The following is a 19946-nucleotide window of genomic DNA, read 5'->3' on the forward strand; positions in this document are numbered from 1 at the left end:
CCCCGTAAAGGGATTTCGGCCGCTCGTTAAACTGAGCCGACCGCAGACGGACTGAGCGAGGAGTGCACGTGGGCCTTGTCGTGCAGAAGTACGGAGGCTCATCCGTAGCCGATGCCGAGGGCATCAAGCGCGTCGCCAAGCGAATCGTGGAAGCGAAGAAGAACGGCCACCAGGTGGTCGTCGTCGTTTCCGCGATGGGCGACACGACGGACGAGCTGATCGATCTCGCCGAGCAGGTGTCTCCGATGCCTGCCGGGCGTGAGTTCGACATGCTGCTGACCGCCGGAGAGCGGATCTCCATGGCCCTGCTGGCCATGGCGATCAAGAACCTGGGCCATGAGGCCCAGTCGTTCACCGGCAGCCAGGCAGGCGTCATCACCGACTCGGTCCACAACAAAGCCCGGATCATCGATGTCACGCCGGGGCGCATCCGGACCGCGCTGGACGAGGGCAACATCGCCATCGTCGCCGGGTTCCAGGGCGTCAGCCAGGACAAGAAGGACATCACCACGCTGGGGCGCGGCGGGTCCGACACCACCGCCGTCGCGCTGGCCGCCGCCCTCGACGCCGAGGTGTGCGAGATCTACACCGACGTCGACGGCGTGTTCACCGCCGACCCGCGCGTCGTGAAGAAGGCCCGGAAGATCGACTGGATCTCCTCCGAGGACATGCTGGAGCTGGCCGCGTCCGGCTCCAAGGTGCTGCTCCACCGGTGTGTGGAGTACGCCCGTCGCTACGACATCCCGATCCACGTCCGCTCGTCCTTCTCCGGACTGCCGGGCACCTGGGTCAGCAACGAGAAGCCCGAGTCGCAAGGGGACCAGCAGGTGGAGCACGCCATCATCTCCGGAGTCGCCCATGACGTCTCCGAAGCCAAGATCACGGTCGTCGGCGTCCCGGACAAGCCGGGCGAGGCCGCGGTGATCTTCCGCGCCATCGCGGACGCCGAGATCAACATCGACATGATCGTGCAGAACGTGTCGGCGGCGTCGACCGGCCTCACGGACATCTCCTTCACCCTCCCCAAGGCCGAGGGCCGCAAGGCCATCGACGCCCTGGAGAAGTCGAAGGGCGCGATCGGCTTCGACTCGCTGCGCTACGACGACCAGATCGGCAAGATCTCGCTGGTCGGCGCGGGTATGAAGACCAACCCGGGAGTCACCGCCTCCTTCTTCCAGGCGCTGTCCGACGCGGGCGTGAACATCGAGCTCATCTCGACCTCCGAGATCCGCATCTCGGTCGTCACCCGCCAGGACGACGTCCCGGAGGCCGTCCGCGCCGTGCACACGGCCTTCGGTCTCGACTCCGACAGCGACGAAGCCGTCGTCTACGGAGGCACCGGCCGCTGATGTCGCGCACCCGATCGACCGCGCGCCCGACGCTCGCGGTCGTGGGAGCGACCGGCACCGTCGGTGCGGTCATGCTCCGGATCCTGTCCCAGCACGCGGACATCTGGGGCGAGATCCGACTCGTCGCCTCCCCGCGCTCGGCCGGCCGCAAGCTGGCCGTGCGCGGCGAGGAGGTCGAGGTGGTGGCTCTGTCGGAGGAGGCCTTCGACGGCGTCGACGTCGCGATGTTCGACGTGCCCGCGGAGATCGCCGAGCGATGGGCACCTCTCGCCGCCGCCAGGGGCGCGGTCGTGATCGACAACTCGGGCGCCTTCCGGATGGACCCGGACGTGCCTCTCGTCGTACCCGAGGTCAATCCGCACGCGGTACGGCAGCGCCCGCGCGGGATCATCGCCAACCCGCACTGCACGACCCTGTCCATGATCGTCGCCCTGGGCGCGCTGCACGCCGAGTACGGCCTGCGCGAGCTGGTGGTCTCCTCGTACCAGGCGGTGAGCGGGGCGGGCCGGGCCGGCGTGGAGACACTGCGCCGGCAACTGTCCCTGGTCGCCGGTACGGAACTGGGGACCAGCCCCGGAGACGTACGGCGGGCCGTGGGCGAGGGGACGGGGCCGTTCCCCGAGCCGGTCGCGCTGAACGTCGTACCGTGGGCCGGTTCGGCCCGGGCGGACGGCTGGTCGTCGGACGAGATGCAGATACGGGACGAGTCCCGCAAGATCCTCGGGCTCCCGAAGCTCCCCGTGGCCGTGACCTGCGTACGGGTCCCGGTCATCACCGCGCACGCGCTGACCGTCCACGCCCGCTTCCAGGGCGAGGTCACCGTCGCCGGCGCCCGGGAGATCATCGCCACCGCGCCCGGGGTCGTGCTGTTCGACAACCCGGAGGCGGGGGAGTTCCCCACCCCGGTGGACGTGGTCGGCACCGACCCGACCTGGGTCGGCAGGGTCCGGCGGGCGCTGGACGACCCGACCGCGCTGGAGTTGTTCGTGTGCGGGGACAACCTGCGCAAGGGGTCCGCGCTCAACACGGCACAGATCGCCGAGCTCGTGGCGGCCGAACTGTTCTGACCCCGCGGGTCACCTCTGGTTACCGCGAGCGACCGTTGGTGACTGCGGGTGGCCTCCGGCGTCGGGCCGCCGCGATCTGCTGATCTTGACGGAAATTACTCTGGTGATGGCAGAAAACGTTTGTAGGATCCAGTCAGGAACTCTGGGTTCGTGGATTTCGCTCCCCGCCCACCGCAACCGCGCGGTGGGCGGGGAGCGTCTTTGCGGTCGCCCTTCCGGGGCGTGGGGACGCCATGACCGTGCGTGGGGACGCGCGGTCATCATGGATTTAGGGGAAGAGCGGGACGCATGAGGGTGGCTGTGTCGGATGACGCAAACGTGATGCCGGATGCGTACAACCCCGACGGGGGGTTGCGTGTCCAACATGCGTGGCAGAGGTACTGGACTTCAGAGCGGCGACGCCCGGCACAGCCCTGCGTCCGACGCGCCGACCCCGCGTGCCCGGTACGTCCGGCGGCATGCCGGTGATCGCGCCGATGCCCGCAGCGCGGCCGGCCCGCATACCCAGCCAGCGCGACGGTGCCGACGAGGGCGTGGTGGCGGGTACGACTGTCGATCACCTGACCGAGACCTACCGCGCCCACTACCGCTCGCTCCTCGGCCTCGCGGCGCTGCTCCTCGACGACACCGCGTCCTGCGAGGACGTCGTCCAGGAAGCGTTCATCCGGGTCCACTCGGCGCGCAAGCGCGTCCGAGACCCGGAGAAGACACTCGCCTATCTGCGCCAGACGGTGGTGAACCTCTCGCGCTCCGCGCTGCGCCGCCGAATCCTCGGCCTGAAGCTCCTGTCCAAGCCGATGCCGGACATGGCGAGCGCGGAGGAGGGGGCGTACGACCAACTGGAGCGCGACTCCCTCATCAAGGCGATGAAGGGCCTGCAGCGCCGCCAGCGCGAGGTCCTCGTACTGCGCTACTTCGCGGACATGACCGAGGCCCAGGTCGCCGAGACGCTGGGCATATCGCTCGGCTCGGTGAAGGCGTACGGCTCGCGGGGAATCGCCGCGCTGCGCATCGCCATGGAGGAACCGGTATGAGCGACCAGGGTCAGGAGCGGGAGCGGGACCCGGCGCGGGGGGATGAGGGGAACCCGGTGCGGGGGCTGGTGGATGGCCGGGCTCGGGAGGGGGACTCGGCGCGGGGGGATGAGGGGAACCCGGTGCGGGGGCTGGTGGAAGGCCAGGCTCCGGACCGGGAGCAGGACCAGGACGGGGACCGGGACCGGGACCGGGGTCGGGGTCGGGAGAAGAACCCGGCGCAACTGGCCGAGGCGCAGGGCGAGGGTGCGCGCCGAGAGTCAGGGGGCGCCGGCTCGGGGAGTGGCGGTTTCCGGACCGAGGAGTTGCAGGACGGTAGGGTTCTTTTCAACGGGGCCCGATCGAACGGAAGTTGGCCGGCCGGAGTCCACGGACCAGGCCGCCATGAGCAAGAGCACGAGCAATCGCACGCTGGGAACGGAACTGTGAACCACGGCCCCGACGACCAGAGCCCGGACGGGCTCGACTCGGACGAGCTGGCACTGCGCAGGATGCTGCACCAGGCGGTGGGCGGGATCGAGCCGACCGACGCGGTGCTGGACCATCTTCGACGCGCGGTGCCCGCCCGACGGGCCCGCAAGCGGCACGCCGCCATCGGTATGGCTGCCGCCGCGCTCCTCATCGGCACGGCCATCCCGGCCCTGCTGGTCTCGAACGTCACCGGCTCCGAGGCCGACCCCTCCATCATCGCGGGCCACGGCTCGCAGACCGGGGGAGACAAGGACGAGGCCAAGGGCCCGGACGGGGGCGAGAGCACGTCGGGGGGTGATTCCGGCACGGTCAAGGAGAAGCCGTCGAGCAGTGCCACCGGCGGCGCGGCCAACCCGGACAAGGGCAACAGCGGCAGCGGGGGCGCCGACCCGACGGCCAGCTCCGCGATGACTCCCGCGTGCGACGCGACCCAGCTGGGCTCGGCCACCGGCTGGGTCGGCGACCCCGACGCCGGCGGCACGGTCTACGGCACGTTCCGGGTCGTCAATGTCTCCAGCGCCAGTTGCGCGGTCGGCGGCGCCGGCTCCGTGTCGCCGCTGGCGCAGGGCGCGGCGGACTCGTCGAAGATCGGCACTGCCGACCATGTGGCCGGGGACGCGGCCGCTGGCCTGCCCGACCCGTCCCTCTCGGTCAGCGGACTGGTGCTGGAGCCGGGTGCGGCGTACACGGTGCAGTTCGCCTGGGTGCCCTCGGAGACGTGCCCCACGTCCGGCGGCACCACGACCGGCGGCACCACCGGAGGCTCCAGCAGCGGCGGCTCCAGCCCGTCGCCGACGCCCACACCGAGCGAGAGTACCGACTCGGCGACGACCACCACCGGCGGCGACACCGGTACCTCGGCCCAGCTGGTCACGGAGGACGGCACCCCGGCCGACGGCAGCGTGGCGGTGTCGTACACGGCGGAGGCCGGCTCGCCCACGGTGACGGCGACGGTGTCGAACGCGTGCGCGGGCACGGTGTACAGGACCGGCGTCATGGCGGAGACCGCGTAGCACCTGCCGGAGAGGGGCCGGGGTCAGGCGGTGGCGCCTTCCCTCGCGGCTTCCTCGGCCGGAGTGCCCGGCGGCGTGTCGGACGGGGCGGGGGAGAGCCCCAGTGCCGCGTCCCGCGCGAACTCCACCTCGCGGCGCACCAGCCGGAACCACATGAAGACGACGAAGCCCGCGAAGACGAACCACTCGCCGGTGTAGCCGAGGTTCTGGAACGCCTTCAGGTCGAGCCCGGTGTCCGCGGGTGCCGTCGCCGGTACGGCCTTCATCCCCGAGTCGCCCTTGTCGAGGGTGACCCAGGCGTCGTACAGGTCGTACGGCACGAGGTTGACCAGCGAGGCCGCGCTGATCGCGCCGGTCTGCCCGGCCGGCAGACCACCCGCCGCGCTCACGCCGTTGGACCCCGGTGTCTCGGACGCCTGGAGCGCACCGGTGACGGTGACCTCGCCGGCGGCCGGGGCGGGGGCCTTCGCGGGATCGGCGGTACCGGGCAGCCAGCCGCGTACGACGGGCAGTGCCCTGCCCTCGTCGGTCCGCAGCAGGGTCAGTACGTAGAAGCCGCTTCGGCCGTCGAGCCGCCGGTCCGGGACGAGCAGTTGCTCGCCGTACCGCCCGGTGGCCGTGACGCGGTCACCGGAGGTCTTCTTGTCGACGGGAAGCAGTTCGGCGAGCGGCCGGGCGGCTTCCTGCTTCTCGGCCGAGACCTCCTCGGTGGCGGTCCGGTGGTCCTGCACCCGGTCCTCGAACCGGCTCAGCTGCCAGGACCCCATGAACACACAGAAGGGAATGGCGAGCAGCACGAAGACGTTGATCCCCCACCAACGGGGCGTCAGCAGAAACCGGTACACGCCCTCAAAGGTACGGTGCGGCCGTCGCTGCCGGGTTCGCGGGGTCGGCCGGCCGGACAGGCCCCGGGTCAGTACCGTTCCGTCAGTGCCGTCAGGTGGTCCCGGCTCGCCGGGGGCTCGTACGGCTCGGGCCAGAAGTCGGTCATGGTGGCTATGTTCCCCTTCTCGTCGCCGGTGAAGAAGGAGATGGCGTGCATCTCCTCCGCCCCCACGGTGAAACGGAGCCAGGTGACGACCTGCCCCGGCTCGGCGACCACGCGCACTGTCCGCAGCTCCCAGCCGCTCGGATACTCCCGGTTGAACCGGACGAACCGTTCCTTGCCGCGTATCCGCTCACGGGTCTGGGGCAGCGTGTAGACGACGTCGTCGGAAAGGGTGTCGGCGCACGCGTCCCAGTCCCCGGCCTCGGCGGTGGCCCAGAACCGCTCGACGGTCCGGCGCAGATCGGCGGTGTCGGTCACGTTGGCCGCGCCGGCCGCTTCGGTCGTCCTGGCTGTGTCGGTCATGGGTCAGAGTCTGCACCCGGCCACCGACAGTCCGCCCTGACCTGTGGATATGTCTGGGCTCCTGCGGAGTTTTCCACAGGCTGGGGACCTCGGCGGCGGATTGTCGTGCCCGGCGGGCACTATGGGGTCATGACTGAGAGCAACGGGTCCACGCCGAACACGAATACGCCGGACACGGCCACACCGGACTGGGAGAAGCGGTTCCGCGCACCACGGGTGTCGCTGCCGGACTGGGCGGAGGACGCGCCGGACCGCTCCCTGTTCGTGTCCAACGCGACGGGCACGTACGAGCTGTACGCCTGGGACCGCGCCACGGGCGGGCAGCGCCAGGTGACGGACCGGCCCAACGGTACGACGGACGGCGTGCTGTCGCCCGACGGCGAGTGGATCTGGTGGTTCGACGACAAGGACGGCGACGAGTACGGCGTGTGGCGCCGCCAGCCGTTCGGGGGAGGGGCGGAGGGAGCCGAGGACGAGTTGGCGACTCCCGGTCTGGAAGCCTCGTACCCGGCGGGGCTCGCGCTGGGCCGGGACGCCCGTACGGCGGTCGTGGGGCGCTCCACGGACGAGGAGGGGACGACGATTCACCTGGCGGTGGCCGGTGCGCCCCCGGCGGTGATCTACCGGCACCGCGAGTCGGCGGGCGTCGGCGACCTCTCGCACGACGGTTCGCTGATCGCGATCGAGCACACGGAACACGGCGACGCGATGCACTCGGCGCTGCGCGTCCTGCGCCCGGACGGTACGACGGTCGCGGAACTCGACGACACCAAGGGGGGCGCGGAGGAACTGGGCCTGGAGGTACTGGGTTTCGCGCCCGTCGAGGGAGACACAAGGCTGCTCGTCGGGCATCAGCGACGGGGCCGCTGGGAGCCGCTGCTGTGGGACGTGACGACCGGGGAGGAGACGGACCTCGCCCTGGACCTGCCGGGCGATGTGAGCGCGGAGTGGTATCCGGACGGTTCGGGACTGCTCGTCGCGCACAGCTTCGAGGCGCGCAGCGAACTGTTCCGCTACGACCTGGGATCGCGTGCACTGGTGAAGGTGCCCACGCCCGCCGGTACGGTCTCAGGGGCGACGGCCCGGCCCGACGGCAGCGTGGAGTACCTGTGGTCGTCCTCCGCGCTCCCGTCGTCGGTGCGCTCGACGACGGGAGCGGTGGTGCTGGACCCGCCCGGGCTGAAGTCCCCGGGGTCGGTGCCGGTGGAGGACGTGTGGGTGGAGGGACCGGGGGGCCGGATCCACGCCCTGGTGCAGAAGCCGGAGGGGGCGGAGGGGCCCCTGCCTACGGTCTTCGACATCCACGGTGGGCCCACCTGGCACGACAGCGACGCGTTCGCGGCGGGGCCGGCGGCGTGGGTCGACCACGGGTACGCGGTGGTGCGGGTCAACTACCGGGGGTCCACCGGATACGGACGTGAGTGGACGGACGCCCTCAAGCACCGGGTCGGTCTGATCGAGCTGGAGGACATCGCGGCGGTACGGGAATGGGCGGTGGGCTCGGGACTCGCGGACCCCGACCGGCTGGTCCTGACCGGCGGTTCCTGGGGCGGCTACCTCACGCTGCTCGGCCTCGGCGTCCAGCCCGACGCGTGGGCACTGGGCCTTGCGGCGGTGCCGGTCGCGGACTACGTCACGGCGTACCACGACGAGATGGAAGCGCTGAAGGCGATGGACCGGACGCTGCTGGGCGGTACGCCGGAGGAGGTTCCGGAACGGTTCGAGGCGTCGTCGCCCCTGACCTACGTCGATGCGGTGAAGGCGCCGGTGTACATCTCGGCCGGGGTGAACGACCCTCGCTGTCCGATCCGGCAGATCGACAACTACGTGAAGCGGCTGGAGGCGCGGGGGGCGGTGCACGAGGTGTACCGGTACGAGGCGGGGCACGGGTCGCTGGTGGTGGACGAGCGGATCAAGCAGGTTCGGCTGGAACTGGAGTTCGTGGAGCGGCATCTGGGGGTGTGAGGGTTCCCTGGGGGCTGTGCCCCCAAGCCGCCTGTTTCTCAGCCCCTCCGGAGTTCGAGGAGCGGGGGTCAGGGGCGGAACCCCCGGGGACGGGACGGGACGGGACGGGGAGAGGAGGGGAGGGGAGGGGAGGGGTGGCGAGGGCGGAAAACTACACCCCCGCCCGCTCCCCCCTCCGCCTCCCCAACAGCTCCGCCAACCCCCGCCGCGTAGCCGCCAGCACCACCCTGTCCTCGGTCCGCAGCACATACGTCGACGGCAGATCCCACACCAGCCCCGAAGGGCGTCCGTCCTCACCGACGGCACCCACCCCCGTGTCCAGCGCCAGCACCCGCCACGAACCCGCCCGAAACGCCTCCCCCACCGTCCGCCCCTCCAACTGCACATGCCCACCCACCCGCATCGCGGCGAACAGCAGCACCCGCCGCTCGACGGGAATCGTGCCGAGGATCTGCGTCTGGCGCCCCATCATCGCCCCGGCGAACGCGGGTGCCGCGAGATGCGACACGCTCCGGCTCCGGGTGGTCGCGCCGGGGTGGGCCGCCCGCAGGGTGCGGTACACGGCGGTGGCGAAGTCGTCGTCGTACAGGCGAAGGACGACGCGCAGGTCGGGGCGTACGGAACGCCCGTACAGCACCGCCTCCAGGTTCGTCGTGTCGGCGCTGGTGAGAGCGAGGAGGGCCTGCGCGCGGTTGATCTTCGCGGCCTCCAGGACGCCCTCCTGGGTCACATCACCCAGTACCACCGGCACCCGCAGCCGCCGCGCCGTCGCCAGCCCGCGCGCCTCGGTATCCGCCTCGACGCACACCACCGGGATGTCGAGTTCGCGCAGCCGGGTCAGCACACGCGTACCGATCTTGCCGAGCCCGAGGAGCACCACATGCCCGCTCAGTCCCCTCGGCGGCTTCCGTACCGCGGACCCGCTGCGGAACGTACCGAGCGCCTCCAGCACGGCGGCCAGCAGCACCGGCAGGAGCAGCAACCCGACCAGCCCGGAAAGGAGTTGGAGGATCTGGCGGGTCGTCGACGCCCCGATCGCCGGGTCGTTGATCGCGAAGAGGTCCAGGAGGGTCAGGTAGGTCGCGTGGACGGGATGGTCGCCCGTCGCGATCGTCAGCGCGATGGCGAGGGCGATCACGCACCCGGCCATCACCGCCAGCGACCAGCGCAGCCGCCGGGAGAAGATCGAGGCGAACGGCGGCACCACGCCCCGCCCGGCCGACATCGACGTCCCGGAGTAGGCGTACGACACCTGCTGGAGTACGACGGTCCCGCGCCCGGTCGCCGCCGCCACCGCCGCCTCGTCGGGGAGCAGCCGGGGCCCCTGGTCACCGCTGCTGTCGGAGCCGTCGGCGCCGGCCGGGTCGCTGCTCGTGGCGGAGAGCAGGGCGAGCGTGTACAGGCCCGGGTCGGCGACCTCGCCCGGCGCCGGCGGCTGCCGTTCCACCGCGCGCAGCAGCAGTCCGTCGGTCTGGACGACCTTGCTGGTACCGGTGATGGCGGTGGCGGCGAGCGCCGGGGCGGCGGTGTCGGCGTCGGACAGGACGGTGGTGGACGCGTCGAACCCACTGCCCGCACCGCTGCCGCCGCCGTCCCCCGTGCCGCCACCGCTGCCGTCACCGGTATCGCCGACCTGCGTCGCCAACGCCGATGCCTGGTCGAGGAGTTCCTCGATGTGCTGGCCCAACCGCCGGTTGTAGAGCCGGAGTACGAGCCGCAGCCGTGGGTTGAGCCGTCTGGCGGTGAGCGCGGCGCGGATGTTGGTCTCGTCGTCGTCGTACACGAGCGCCAGGGCCGCGGCCTGCTCCGCCCCCGCCTCGGCGAGCACGGTTTCGGTCGCCTCGGCTGCCTCCAACACCCTTGTCCGCAGGCCCGGTTCGCCACTCCCGCCGGTGGTTCCGTTGCCCGCCGCCCGGTTGACGGCCGCGGACATCCGGTCGAGCAGCGCCGACGCGGTCCCGGCCCGGACGACCACCGGCGGCCGTACGTTCCGATCCGAGGGCGGCACGACGAGGGTGACCTGCTCGCCGTACACGTTGCGGAGTTCGTGGGCGAGTCGGTGCGCGAGGCCGTCGTCGCCGCACACGATCATGTGCGCGGCCGGGGCGCCCGTACTCGGCCCGCTCTGACTCGGAAGGTTCCCCAGGATCGCCACGAGGGAAAGGACTGCCTCACCGGGGCTGGTGGTTCCCGCCCGGGTCCTACGTCAGGCGGTCGGCGGGTATTCCGGCTGCGGTGGCGTCCTGTCGTGTTGGACAGCCGGTCGACTGCATGGCATGCGACGGCCGTTACCGTGCGGTGGTGGTTCGGGGGTGCCGGTGTCGCTGACGGCAGGTCAGTCGGGTGGGGAGCGGGGGTCGGGTCCTCGTGGGTGGTCGGCGTGCGGGTCTTCGGAGCGGGTTGGGCGAGGTCGTTCTGACCGCGAGGCGGGACGCGGGCCCCGGCTGCCCTATGCGATGCCGCTGCGCCCCACCACCCGCCCCGCGCGGTCGATACAGATCACGTCGACCGTGACGGGCGCCCCGCGCAGTACCGCGAGGGCCTCGTCGCGTGCGGCCACCGCCACCAGGTCGCCGAGCGGGACACCGGCCGCCGTGCACAACTGGAGTGCCGCGAGGCCGGTGTTGGCGTCCGCGACCTCGGCGGCCAGCGTCTCGCTCGCGCCGCCGCGCCGGGCCAGTTCGGCGAGGAGGCCCTTGTCGACCTGGGACCGAGCGGAGTGCAGGTCCAGGTGACCGGCCGCCAGCTTCGACAGTTTCGCGAACCCGCCGCAGACCGTCAGCCGGTCGACGGGGTGACGGCGTACGTACTTCAGTACCGCGCCCGCGAAGTCGCCCATGTCGAGCAGGGCGTCCTCGGGGAGCCCGTACTCCGCCACGACCGTCTTCTCGGAGGTCGATCCGGTGCACCCGGCGACATGGGTGCGTCCGGCGGCCCGGGCCACGTCCACGCCCCGCCGGATCGAGTCGATCCACGCCGAGCACGAGTAGGGGACCACGATCCCGGTGGTCCCCAGGATGGACAGGCCGCCGAGGATGCCCAGCCGCGGGTTCCAGGTGGACCGGGCGATCTCCTCGCCGTGGTCGACGGAGACGGTGATCTCGACGTCGCCCCCGTCCCCGTGCAGGGCGGCCACCCGGCCGACGTGGTCGCGCATCAGCTGCCGGGGGACCGGATTGACCGCCGGTTCGCCGACCGGCAGCGGCAGCCCGGGGCGGGTGACGGTGCCGACGCCCGGACCGGCCCGGAAGACGACGCCCGACCCGGCGGCCAGCCGGCGCACGGTCGCCCGGACCAGCGCGCCGTGGGTGACGTCCGGGTCGTCGCCCGCGTCCTTCACGATGCCCGCCATGGCGTACGAGCCGGTCAGCTCCTCGGTGGCCAGCGCGAACGCCGGTGTCTGGCCCTTGGGCAGGGTGATCGTCACCGGGTCGGGGAAGTCCCCGGTCAGCAGGGCGGTGTACGCCGCTGTCGTGGCGGCGGTCGCACAGGCGCCGGTGGTCCAGCCGGGGCGCAGGCCGGTGTGCTTGAGTTGGGCGCCGCGCCCGCCCTTCGCCTCAGCCTCGCCGCTGCTCAACGCCACTCGCCGCTCATGAACGGAACCCGGTCCTCGTGCACGTACTGATCCTGGGCGGAACCGCCGAGGCCCGCCGCCTCGCCGAGCTCCTGGCGGCCGGGGCGCTACCGGGCCGACAGGCTCTCCGGGTGACGAACTCCCTGGCCGGACGCGTCTCCACGCCCCGGCTGCCGCCCGGTGAGGTGCGCGTCGGCGGCTTCGGCGGGGCCGAAGGGCTCGCCCGGTGGCTGCGCGAGCACCAGGTGGACATGCTCATCGACGCCACCCACCCCTTCGCCGGCACGATCAGTTTCCACGCGGCACGGGCCGCCGCCGCAGCCCATGTTCCCCTGCTCGCGCTCCGGCGGCCCGGCTGGGTCCCCGTCGAGGGCGACGACTGGCACGCCGCCGGCTCCCTCGCGGAGGCCGCCGCGCTGCTGCCCGCGCTCGGCCGGCGGGTGTTCCTCACCACCGGGCGCCTGGGACTGGCCGCGTTCGCCGCGCTGGACGAGCTGTGGTTCCTCGTCCGTTCCGTGGACGCGCCCGAGGCCCCGCACCCGGCCCGCCTGGAGGTACTGCTCGACCGCGGCCCCTTCACCCTCGACGGCGAACGCGAGCTGCTGCGCCGCCACCGCATCGACGTCGTCGTCACGAAGGACAGCGGCGGCCCGGCCACCGCGCCGAAGCTGACGGCGGCGAGGGAGGTGGGGCTGCCGGTGGTCGTCGTACGGCGCCCGGCGGTGCCGGAGGGCGTGCGGGTGGTCGACGGACCGGAGCAGGCTCTGAGCCGGCTGATGTCCCACCTTCCCTGACCGAAACCTGTCGGGAGCCTTACTGCACATGCATTGAAGGTAGTGGGTGGTGGCAGAAGGCTGGAGCGATGAGTCGTGAGGAGTGGATCAGGGTCGGCGGCATGGGCCGCCTTCATCGTGGCGCTGCATGTCATCGGCTGGTTCACGCTCGTGGCGATCGTCGCGCCCGAGCACTACAGCGTCGGGTACGTCATCGTCGGGCTGTTCTTCGGGACCTGTGCCGTTGGCCTGGTGGTGTGGAAGGCCGGCCGGCCGGAGCGAGGAGAGGTGGACGCCGTGACTGGCGAAGCCGGAACCGGCGGAGTCGAAGGCGTAGGCCGCCCCCTGCCTGGCCCTGTTACGCGCAGCCTCCTGCCCCCCTGCCTCCCCCTGTCACGCGCCGCCTGCGCTCACTCGACCTCGCTGGCGATCGCGTTCACCGCCGCCGCCGCGATGGCGCTCCCGCCCCGGCGCCCCCGTACGACCAGATGCTCCAGCCGGGACGGATGCCCGGCCAGCGCGTCCTTCGACTCGACCGCGCCCACGAAACCCACCGGGACGCCGATCACCGCGGCCGGGCGGGGAGCACCCGCCTCGATCATCTCCAGCAGGCGGAAGAGCGCGGTGGGCGCGTTGCCCACGGCCACCACGGCACCCTCCAGCCGGTCGCGCCACAGCTCCAGCGCGGCGGCGCTGCGCGTGGTCCCGAGCTTCGCCGCCAGGTCCGGTACCGCCGGGTCGGCGAGCGTGCAGATGACCTCGTTGCCGGCCGGGAGCCGTTTGCGGGTGATGCCGCTGGCCACCATCGAGACGTCGCAGAGCACGGGGGCGCCCGCGCGCAGGGCCTCGCGGGCGCGGGTGACGACGTCGGGTGTGTAGCCGAGGTCGCGCACCAGGTCGACCATCCCGCAGGCGTGGATCATCCGTACGGCGACCTGGGCGACGTCGGCGGGCAGCTCGGCGAGGTCGGCCTCGGCGCGGATGGTGGCGAAGGACTGCCGGTAGATCGCGGCGCCGTCCTTCTCGTACTCGAACACTGTGCTCTCACTCATCCGTCCGTCGACGTCCGTGCTGCGGGCCGCCGGTGATTCTACGAATGTACGGAACGGTCTGGCCCGCGCCCCTCGCCATTGCCTCCGGACGGTTGATTCTCTGATATTGAGAAGCTAATTCACGTTGACAGAGAAGGTCGAAATCACTGCGGAGTCACTGCGCAATCACTGCGGAACAACTGCGGAGGAACGTCATGGAACGGGACGACCTGATCCTGATCAGCGTGGACGACCACATCATCGAGCCGCCGGACATCTTCGTGAACCACCTTCCGAAGCGGTATCTGGACGACGCGCCGAAGCTGGTCCACCGCGAGGACGGCAGTGACGTGTGGCAGTTCCGCGACAGCACCATCGGCAACGCCGCGCTGAACGCGGTCGCCGGGCGGCCCAAGGAGGAGTACGGCCTCGACCCCCAGGGCATGGACGAGATCAGGCCCGGCTGCTACGACGTGCACGAGCGCGTCAAGGACATGAACGCCGGCGGTGTCCTGGCCCAGATGAACTTCCCGTCCTTCCCCGGCTTCGCGGCGCGCCTGTTCGCCACGGAGGACGACGACTTCTCGCTGGCGCTGGTGCGGGCGTACAACGACTGGCACATAGACGAGTGGTGCGGCTCCTACCCGGGCCGCTTCATCCCCATGGCACTGCCCGCGATCTGGTCGGCGGAGCTGTGCGCGGCCGAGATCCGCCGGGTCGCGGAAAAGGGCTGCCACAGCCTGACCTTCCCGGAGAACCCGGCGGCGCTGGGCTACCCGAGCTTCCACGACGAGTACTGGAACCCGGTGTGGCGGGCGCTGTCCGACACGAACACCGTCATGTCGGTGCACATCGGTTCCTCGGGCCGGCTCGCGATCCCGGCGGTCGACTCACCGCCGGACGTGATGATCACGCTCCAGCCGATCAACCTGGTCTCGGCCGCGGCGGACCTGCTCTGGTCCAGGGCGATCAAGGAGTACCCGGACCTGAAGATCGCGCTGTCGGAGGGCGGCACGGGCTGGATCCCGTACTTTCTGGAGCGCGTCGACCGCACCTTCGAGATGCACGCGACGTGGACGCTCCAGGACTTCGGCGGCAAGCTGCCGTCCGAGGTGTTCCGCGACCACAGCTGGAGTGCAAGGCGGTCGAGCTTCAGCTCTACGATCCGCTGAACATCCACGGGTTGCTGCAGACACCGGAATACGCACGGGCGCTGCTCATGATGCGGCGCCCCGCGTACACCGTGAGCGAGGTTGAGCGGTTCTTCGCGGCGCGGGTGGCCCGCAAGTCCGTCTTCGAACGTGATCCGGCGCCTGAACTCGTCTCCATCCTGGAGGAGTGGACACTTCGGCGGCCCCTTGGGGGACGGGCGGTGTTGCGCCAACAGCTCGAACATCTGGTCAAAGCAGGGCAGTTGCGCGGCGTCGAGCTTCAGGTGATGCCGATGGATCGCGAGGAACACGCCGGATTGGCCGGAGGCATCGAGGTGTTGAAGTTCGCGGACGGCTCGGCGGTAGGGCGATCGCCAGCAGTGGCCAACGGCCGACCGGTCTCCGATGCGAAGCAGCTCCGTATCCTTGAGCTGCGTTATGGCATCATCCGAGGCCAGGCTCTCACTCCGCGTGAATCAGCGGCCTTCATCGAACAACTGCTGGGGGACACATGAACCGCAACACCTCGATAGAGGGCGCCTCCAGCCTGGCGTGGTTCAAGAGCAGCTACAGCAGCAGCGAAGGCGACTCCTGCGTAGAAGTCGCGTTGGCGTGGTTCAAGAGCAGCTACAGCGACGGGAACGACACCGCGTCGGCGGCGTCAGTGCCCAGGATTCTGCTTGTCTGGTGGCAGGGTCGGCAGGTGGGATAGCCGGTGTTGGCCGGGCCGCGGCAGACCTGGCACACCCCTGGGCCGGGCAGTAAGGGATGGACGAGGAAGTTGGCGTAACGGGCGGACAGCCCGACGACGGTTGTCACTTGGGTCTGCTCTCTAGCCCCAGGTCAGCTCGCCCGTGGTGGGGACGAGAGAGTCGAGTTGTCTGAAGACGTCCTCGGGGCCGTCGATGACAGTGGTGTTGGGCCTGCCCGCGTACTCCCTCGCCCACTCGTGGTCCATGAGGGAGCGCATGAGGAAGACCCGGCGGCCGTGCTCCAGCGCCAGGCGGGCCTGCATACGGGCGCCGCTGCGGTAGGCCGCCTCGATCACGACCGTGGCCAGGCTCTAGCCGCTCATCACGGCGTTGCGCAGGGGGAACGACGACTTCGAGGGCGGCGCGTCCGGCCAGAACTGGGAGATCAGCAGTCCCCGCTCGGCGATCTCCTGCTGGAGGCGTGCGTTCTGCGCGGGGTAGGCGTGCCGCAGGCCTGTGCCGATGACGGCGACGGTTCGGCCACCGACCGCGAGCGCGGTGCCGTGTGCGGCGGTGTCGATCCCGGCGGCCAGGCCGCTGACCACGGTGACGCCTCGGTCGACGAGCCCACCGGCGATGGCACGGGCATGCGCGACGCCCTCCGGAGTGGGCGTGCGGGTGCCGACCACGGCGACCCGTAGGTCGTCCTGCGGGTCGTCCTCGATCGACGCGCCGCGCATGAGCAGGAAAGGCGGGCGCTGGTGGACCAGACGCAGGTAGAGGGGGTAGTCCTCGTCCAGGATCGTCACCAGCCGCATGCCCTCGCGGTCCCAGGCGGCGATCTCGGCGGCGACAGCCTCCAGGTCCACGGCGGGCCCGGTGTCGAAGAGCGCCCCCTGTCCCGAGGCGTCGAGCGCGCTCTCCAGGACCTCACGTGCGCTCCCGACGGTCTCCACCTGGTCGGTCAGCTCGGACCACGAACGATCACCGCGCCGCAGGAGTGCGACGAGGGCGGCTCGCTCCAGCTCCTGGTCCATGCCGCGAGTATAGGAAGCCACGCCTCCCACGGCCCCCATGAGTCCCAGGTCCGCCGTTCTCCTCGTATGCCTCCCCCGGGCACAAAAGAACCCGACCGCTGGCGACGGGGGATGCACCAGCGATCGGGCTCTGGCCAAGGTTAACAAGGCTGCATGCTCAGTGGGAGCCGACTGCTCCCCTAAGACGACCAGTTGTGATCGGGATCACTCTCATTGGACCCCTGTCTCCCTACAACCCCGCCCGCCTCTCACTCGTCGCACGGTGGTTCGTACGAGAGCCGGGGCAAGTACTCGTGCCACTTGTCCGCAGTCAGGACGCCCCGGGTCGTCGAGCAGATGTGGGTGACCGCCGTGTCGACGTCGAGGTTCCACAGCCGGACCGTGTCCGCGCCGCTCGACACCCCGACGATGCCGCCGCGGGGGCTGAACGCCAGGAAGTTGCCCGTCTTGGCGTTGGGGCTCATCGACTGGCCGATGGGTCTGGCCCTCGACGGATCGCTGACGTTCCAGAGCCGGACCCCGTTGTCGTTGCCGCCGCTCGCCAGGACGTCTCCGCCCGGGTCGAACGACAGTGACTCGACCGCCTCGGTGTGTCCGGCGAGAGGAGAGCCCATGCTGTGCGCCTCGGCCGGGTCGGTGACGTCCCAGAGGCGGACCGTGCCGTCGTCGCTCCCGCTGGCCAGCGTACGGCCGTCCGGACTGTAGGCCAGGCGGTTGACGGGACCGAGGTGTCCCGTGAGCGGCTTGCCGAGAAGGGTGGCCCTGGCCGGGTCGGTGACGTTCCAGAGCCGGATCGTGCCGTCCGCGCTGGCGCCGGCCAGACTGCTGCCGTCCCGGCTGAAGACGAGGGAGCCGACGTAGCCCTTGTATCCGGTGAGCTGGGAGCCCAGCGGACGCAGGTGGGCCGGGTCGCTCGCGTCCCACAACTGGATGGTGAAGTCCTCGTAGGCCGTGGCCAGCGTGCGCCCGTCCGGGCTGAACGCCACCGTGGCCGCGAACCGGGTCTTCAGCCGGACGGGGTCCGCCCAGGCCACGGGCTGCTTCGGATCGCTGACGTTCCACAGCTGCACCGTGCTGTTGCCGGCCGCCATCGCGAGCGTGCGGCCGTCGGGGGAGAACACCGGCGTCCGTACCTCGCCCTCCCCGGTCGTGAACGGTTCGCCCTGTGCCACGGGGTGTTCGGGCCGTTCCACGTTCCACAGCCGGACCCGGCCGTCGCGCGAGCCCGTGGCGAGGAGCTTGCCGTCCGGGCGGAACACGCCGATGCGGCCGATCATGTCCGACGTCGGCAGCGACCACAGCCGGACCTTGCTGTCGCCGCTCCCCGTGGCGAGCGTACGGCCGTCGGGGCTGAAGCCCAGCGCGTACATCTCGCCGCTGCTGCCCGCGAGGGGTTCGCCGACCTGCGAGGGATACTGCGGATCGCTGACGTTCCACAGACTCGCCGTGCTGTCCGCACTGGCGGCGGCCAACGTGGACCCGTCCGGGCTGAAGGCCACCGACCAGATCGCGTCGGTGTGGCCGGTCAGCGGTACGCCGAGCCGGGCGGCGTGCGCGGGGTCGGACACGTCCCACAGGCGGATCGTGTCGTCGGCGGCACCGCTGGCGAGGGTGCGGCCGTCGGGGCTGAACGCCACGGAGTGCACCAGTTCCGTGTGGCCGGTCAGTTTCGTGGCGTACCGCTTCGGGTCACGCGGCTTCGACACGTCGTACAGCCGGATCGCGTTGTCGTCGCCGCCCGCGGCCAGGTTCCGGCCGTCGCGGCTGAACGCGATCGCGCGCACCGCGGCGCCCGCGCCGGTGAGGGTGCCGACCGACCTGGGGCCGGCCGGGTCGGCCATGTCCCACAGGCGGACCGTGCGGTCCTCGCTCGCCGAGGCGAGCGTACGGCCGTCCGGGCTGAAGGCGATCAGATAGACCGTGCCGTCGTGGTCGGTCAGGGGCGCGCCGAGGGAGCGCGGGTGCGCGGGGTCGGACACGTCCCACCGGCGGATCGTGCCGTCGTCGCCCGCGCTCACCAGGGTGCGGCCGTCGGGGCTGAAGACCGCGCTGCTCACCCAGCTCGCGTTCGCGGCAAGGGGTTTGCCGAGCGGCTTGGGGTGCGTCCGGTCCGACACGTCCCACAGACGTACGGTCCTGTCGTAGCTGGCGGTGGCCAGGAGCTGCCCGTCGGGGCTGAACGTGGTCAGGTAGACGGCGCCGGTGTGGCCGATCAGCGGGGTGGACAGCGGTGTGTTCACGATCGAGATCAGCCGGCTGCGGGTGCTCGCGTCGTCCGGGCGGAGTTCGTGGGCGACCAGGCTGAGCTGCGCCGACAGCGACGGGTCGGTGGAGTGGACGCGGTCCGCCTCGGCCAGCACGTTCTCGAACACCGCGTCGTCGCGCTGCTGCCGGGCGATCAGCGCCGCACCGGCGGCCAGTACGGCCAGCGCGACCACCGCGGCGACGGCGGCGCGGCTGATCACGACGGTGCGCCGGCGCAGCCTGACCGAGGCGGCCAGGAACTGCACCGCGCTGCGGGTCAGCGAGGAGTCACCGGCGGACTTCGCCCAGGTGTGCGCCTGCTCCAGCCGGGAACCCCGGTAGAGAAGTGACGTGTCGCGCTTCGACTCCGCCCAGGACCGGCTGTCCTCCTCCAGGCGCTGGCGCAGCAGGTTGCCGCCCCGGTCCTCGTCGATCCAGTCGCGCAGGCGCGGCCACGCGTGCAGCAGCGCCTCGTGGGTGATCTCCACGCTCTCCGCGTCGAGCGTCACCAGCCGGGCGCGCACCAGCGCTTCGAGCGACTCCTCGGTCTTGCCCGGGTCCGTCGACTCGGCGGCCAACTGCCGTCGCGTACCACGCCTGCGGGTGGCCTGCGTGTCCTCGCCCAGCCGTACCAGGCGGAGCAGCAGCAGCCTCGCGGCGGTACGGGCCGCCGGGTCGAGGCCGGTCCAGGCGTGCTCGGCGGTCGCCGCCACCGCGCCCTGGATACCGCCGGCCGCGCGGTAGCCGGACAGCGTCAGCTTCCCCGCCTTGCGGCGCTGCCAGGTGGCGAGCAGGGCGTGCGAGAGGAGCGGCAGTACGCCCGCGTCGTGCTCCCCCATGGCCCGAAAGGCATGGGAGGTACCCCCACCGCGCGGTCCGCCGACGCTCACCTCCCGCACGATCAGCTCCGCGAGCCCCGGTTCGAGCTCCAGGCCGACGGCCTTGGCGGGGCCGCTCACCGCCTCCCGCAGTTCGGCGGCGGTCAGCGGCCCGAGGACCATGTGCCGGTGCTGGAGCGCGTCGGCGAGTTCGGGATGGCGCAGGCACTGGTCGTAGAAGTCGGCGCGAATACCGAGGACGACGAGCGCGGGGGCCCACTCGTCGGAACCGGCGCGCTCACCCGCATCGGCCTGTCTGTCGGAACCGGCGTGTTCGTGGGAACCGGCGTGTTCGTGGGAACTGGCCTGTCTGTCG

Annotated in this window: 17 protein-coding genes and 1 pseudogene; 9 read left to right on the plus strand and 9 right to left on the minus strand. The window is 71.3% G+C overall.

Annotated elements, in window-relative coordinates; genetic code table 11:
• Positions 1 to 68: 68 nt before the first annotated feature.
• From RB628_RS22250 to RB628_RS22265, 4 genes are all read left to right on the plus strand, one after another.
• The gene (locus RB628_RS22250; protein WP_318322267.1) at positions 69 to 1349 is read left to right on the plus strand and encodes an aspartate kinase; all 1281 of its coding nucleotides are present in this window, start codon (positions 69 to 71) and stop codon (positions 1347 to 1349) included.
• On the plus strand, positions 1349 to 2416 hold the full coding sequence (locus tag RB628_RS22255; protein ID WP_318322268.1) for an aspartate-semialdehyde dehydrogenase: 1068 nt from the start codon (positions 1349 to 1351) through the stop codon (positions 2414 to 2416). Before RB628_RS22250 ends, RB628_RS22255 begins: the two co-directional genes overlap by 1 nt.
• 368 nt (positions 2417 to 2784) lie before the next feature.
• Positions 2785 to 3450, plus strand: a complete 666-nt coding sequence (locus RB628_RS22260) for a SigE family RNA polymerase sigma factor (protein WP_318322269.1) — start codon at positions 2785 to 2787, stop codon at positions 3448 to 3450.
• 425 nt (positions 3451 to 3875) lie between these two features.
• Positions 3876 to 4934: a hypothetical protein gene (locus RB628_RS22265; protein ID WP_318322270.1), complete on the plus strand. Its 1059-nt coding sequence runs from the start codon at positions 3876 to 3878 to the stop codon at positions 4932 to 4934.
• A gap of 23 nt (positions 4935 to 4957) precedes the next feature.
• Here the strand turns inward: RB628_RS22265 and RB628_RS22270 are convergent, their stop codons facing one another.
• Together RB628_RS22270 and RB628_RS22275 are read right to left on the minus strand one after the other, a co-directional pair.
• Complete coding sequence (locus RB628_RS22270) at positions 4958 to 5779, minus strand: SURF1 family protein (protein ID WP_318322271.1); 822 nt, start codon at positions 5777 to 5779, stop codon at positions 4958 to 4960.
• Positions 5780 to 5847: 68 nt separating this feature from the next.
• Complete coding sequence (locus RB628_RS22275; protein ID WP_318322272.1) at positions 5848 to 6285, minus strand: nuclear transport factor 2 family protein; 438 nt, start codon at positions 6283 to 6285, stop codon at positions 5848 to 5850.
• A gap of 129 nt (positions 6286 to 6414) precedes the next feature.
• On the opposite strand from RB628_RS22275, the gene RB628_RS22280 reads away from it, so the two are divergent.
• Complete coding sequence (locus RB628_RS22280) at positions 6415 to 8250, plus strand: prolyl oligopeptidase family serine peptidase (protein ID WP_318322273.1); 1836 nt, start codon at positions 6415 to 6417, stop codon at positions 8248 to 8250.
• A gap of 151 nt (positions 8251 to 8401) precedes the next feature.
• Here RB628_RS22280 and RB628_RS22285 read toward each other — a convergent pair whose 3' ends face one another.
• Positions 8402 to 10342 (minus strand): potassium channel family protein, encoded by a 1941-nt coding sequence (locus tag RB628_RS22285; RefSeq protein ID WP_318322281.1) that lies wholly within the window; start codon positions 10340 to 10342, stop codon positions 8402 to 8404.
• A 357-nt stretch (positions 10343 to 10699) separates the two neighbouring features.
• Entirely contained in the window at positions 10700 to 11833 is a 1134-nt protein-coding gene (locus RB628_RS22290) for a cobalt-precorrin-5B (C(1))-methyltransferase (RefSeq protein WP_318322274.1), read from the minus strand.
• A 29-nt stretch (positions 11834 to 11862) separates the two neighbouring features.
• On the opposite strand from RB628_RS22290, the gene RB628_RS22295 reads away from it, so the two are divergent.
• The gene (locus tag RB628_RS22295; RefSeq protein ID WP_318322275.1) at positions 11863 to 12618 is read left to right on the plus strand and encodes a cobalt-precorrin-6A reductase; all 756 of its coding nucleotides are present in this window, start codon (positions 11863 to 11865) and stop codon (positions 12616 to 12618) included.
• Between the two features lie 389 nt (positions 12619 to 13007).
• Here the strand turns inward: RB628_RS22295 and RB628_RS22305 are convergent, their stop codons facing one another.
• A complete protein-coding gene (locus RB628_RS22305; protein WP_318322276.1) occupies positions 13008 to 13649 on the minus strand; it encodes a precorrin-8X methylmutase in 642 nt (213 codons plus the stop codon).
• Positions 13650 to 14149: 500 nt separating this feature from the next.
• On the opposite strand from RB628_RS22305, the gene RB628_RS22310 reads away from it, so the two are divergent.
• The 3 genes and pseudogenes from RB628_RS22310 (at position 14150) to RB628_RS22320 (ending at position 15491) form a co-directional block, all read left to right on the plus strand.
• Positions 14150 to 14800, plus strand: coding sequence for an amidohydrolase family protein (locus RB628_RS22310; protein ID WP_412180706.1), 651 nt, complete (start codon positions 14150 to 14152; stop codon positions 14798 to 14800).
• Positions 14755 to 15294: pseudogene (locus RB628_RS22315) on the plus strand (DUF5753 domain-containing protein); the annotation flags it as partial. The gene RB628_RS22310 and the pseudogene RB628_RS22315, both read left to right, overlap by 46 nt.
• Positions 15291 to 15491: a DUF397 domain-containing protein gene (locus RB628_RS22320; protein ID WP_412180705.1), complete on the plus strand. Its 201-nt coding sequence runs from the start codon at positions 15291 to 15293 to the stop codon at positions 15489 to 15491. The pseudogene RB628_RS22315 and the gene RB628_RS22320, both read left to right, overlap by 4 nt.
• Here RB628_RS22320 and RB628_RS22325 read toward each other — a convergent pair.
• From RB628_RS22325 to RB628_RS22340, 4 genes are all read right to left on the minus strand, one after another.
• Positions 15407 to 15598, minus strand: a complete 192-nt coding sequence (locus RB628_RS22325) for a hypothetical protein (RefSeq protein ID WP_318322283.1) — start codon at positions 15596 to 15598, stop codon at positions 15407 to 15409. The genes RB628_RS22320 and RB628_RS22325 overlap by 85 nt on opposite strands.
• A gap of 13 nt (positions 15599 to 15611) precedes the next feature.
• Positions 15612 to 15827 carry a hypothetical protein gene (locus tag RB628_RS22330; protein WP_318322277.1) on the minus strand — a complete coding sequence of 72 codons (216 nt, stop codon included), beginning with the start codon at positions 15825 to 15827 and terminating at the stop codon, positions 15612 to 15614.
• Positions 15828 to 15842: 15 nt separating this feature from the next.
• A complete protein-coding gene (locus RB628_RS22335; RefSeq protein WP_318322278.1) occupies positions 15843 to 16508 on the minus strand; it encodes a DNA-processing protein DprA in 666 nt (221 codons plus the stop codon).
• Positions 16509 to 16756: 248 nt separating this feature from the next.
• The coding region (locus RB628_RS22340; RefSeq protein WP_318322279.1) for a WD40 repeat domain-containing protein at positions 16757 to 19946 on the minus strand (3190 nt) is incomplete at its 5' end.

The organism is Streptomyces sp. ADMS (assembly GCF_033441795.1).
GTDB lineage: Bacteria > Actinomycetota > Actinomycetes > Streptomycetales > Streptomycetaceae > Streptomyces.

Bases quoted from the DNA above. Each gene is read 5' to 3' on its own strand.
- RB628_RS22335 (WP_318322278.1), bottom strand. From the start codon at position 16,508: ATGGACCAGGAGCTGGAGCGAGCCGCCCTCGTCGCACTCCTGCGGCGC.
- RB628_RS22275 (WP_318322272.1), bottom strand. From the start codon at position 6,285: ATGACCGACACAGCCAGGACGACCGAAGCGGCCGGCGCGGCCAACGTG.
- RB628_RS22255 (WP_318322268.1), top strand. From the start codon at position 1,349: ATGTCGCGCACCCGATCGACCGCGCGCCCGACGCTCGCGGTCGTGGGA.
- RB628_RS22280 (WP_318322273.1), top strand. From the start codon at position 6,415: ATGACTGAGAGCAACGGGTCCACGCCGAACACGAATACGCCGGACACG.
- RB628_RS22310 (WP_412180706.1), top strand. From the start codon at position 14,150: ATGAACTTCCCGTCCTTCCCCGGCTTCGCGGCGCGCCTGTTCGCCACG.
- RB628_RS22320 (WP_412180705.1), top strand. From the start codon at position 15,291: ATGAACCGCAACACCTCGATAGAGGGCGCCTCCAGCCTGGCGTGGTTC.
- RB628_RS22305 (WP_318322276.1), bottom strand. From the start codon at position 13,649: ATGAGTGAGAGCACAGTGTTCGAGTACGAGAAGGACGGCGCCGCGATC.
- RB628_RS22285 (WP_318322281.1), bottom strand. From the start codon at position 10,342: ATGATCGTGTGCGGCGACGACGGCCTCGCGCACCGACTCGCCCACGAA.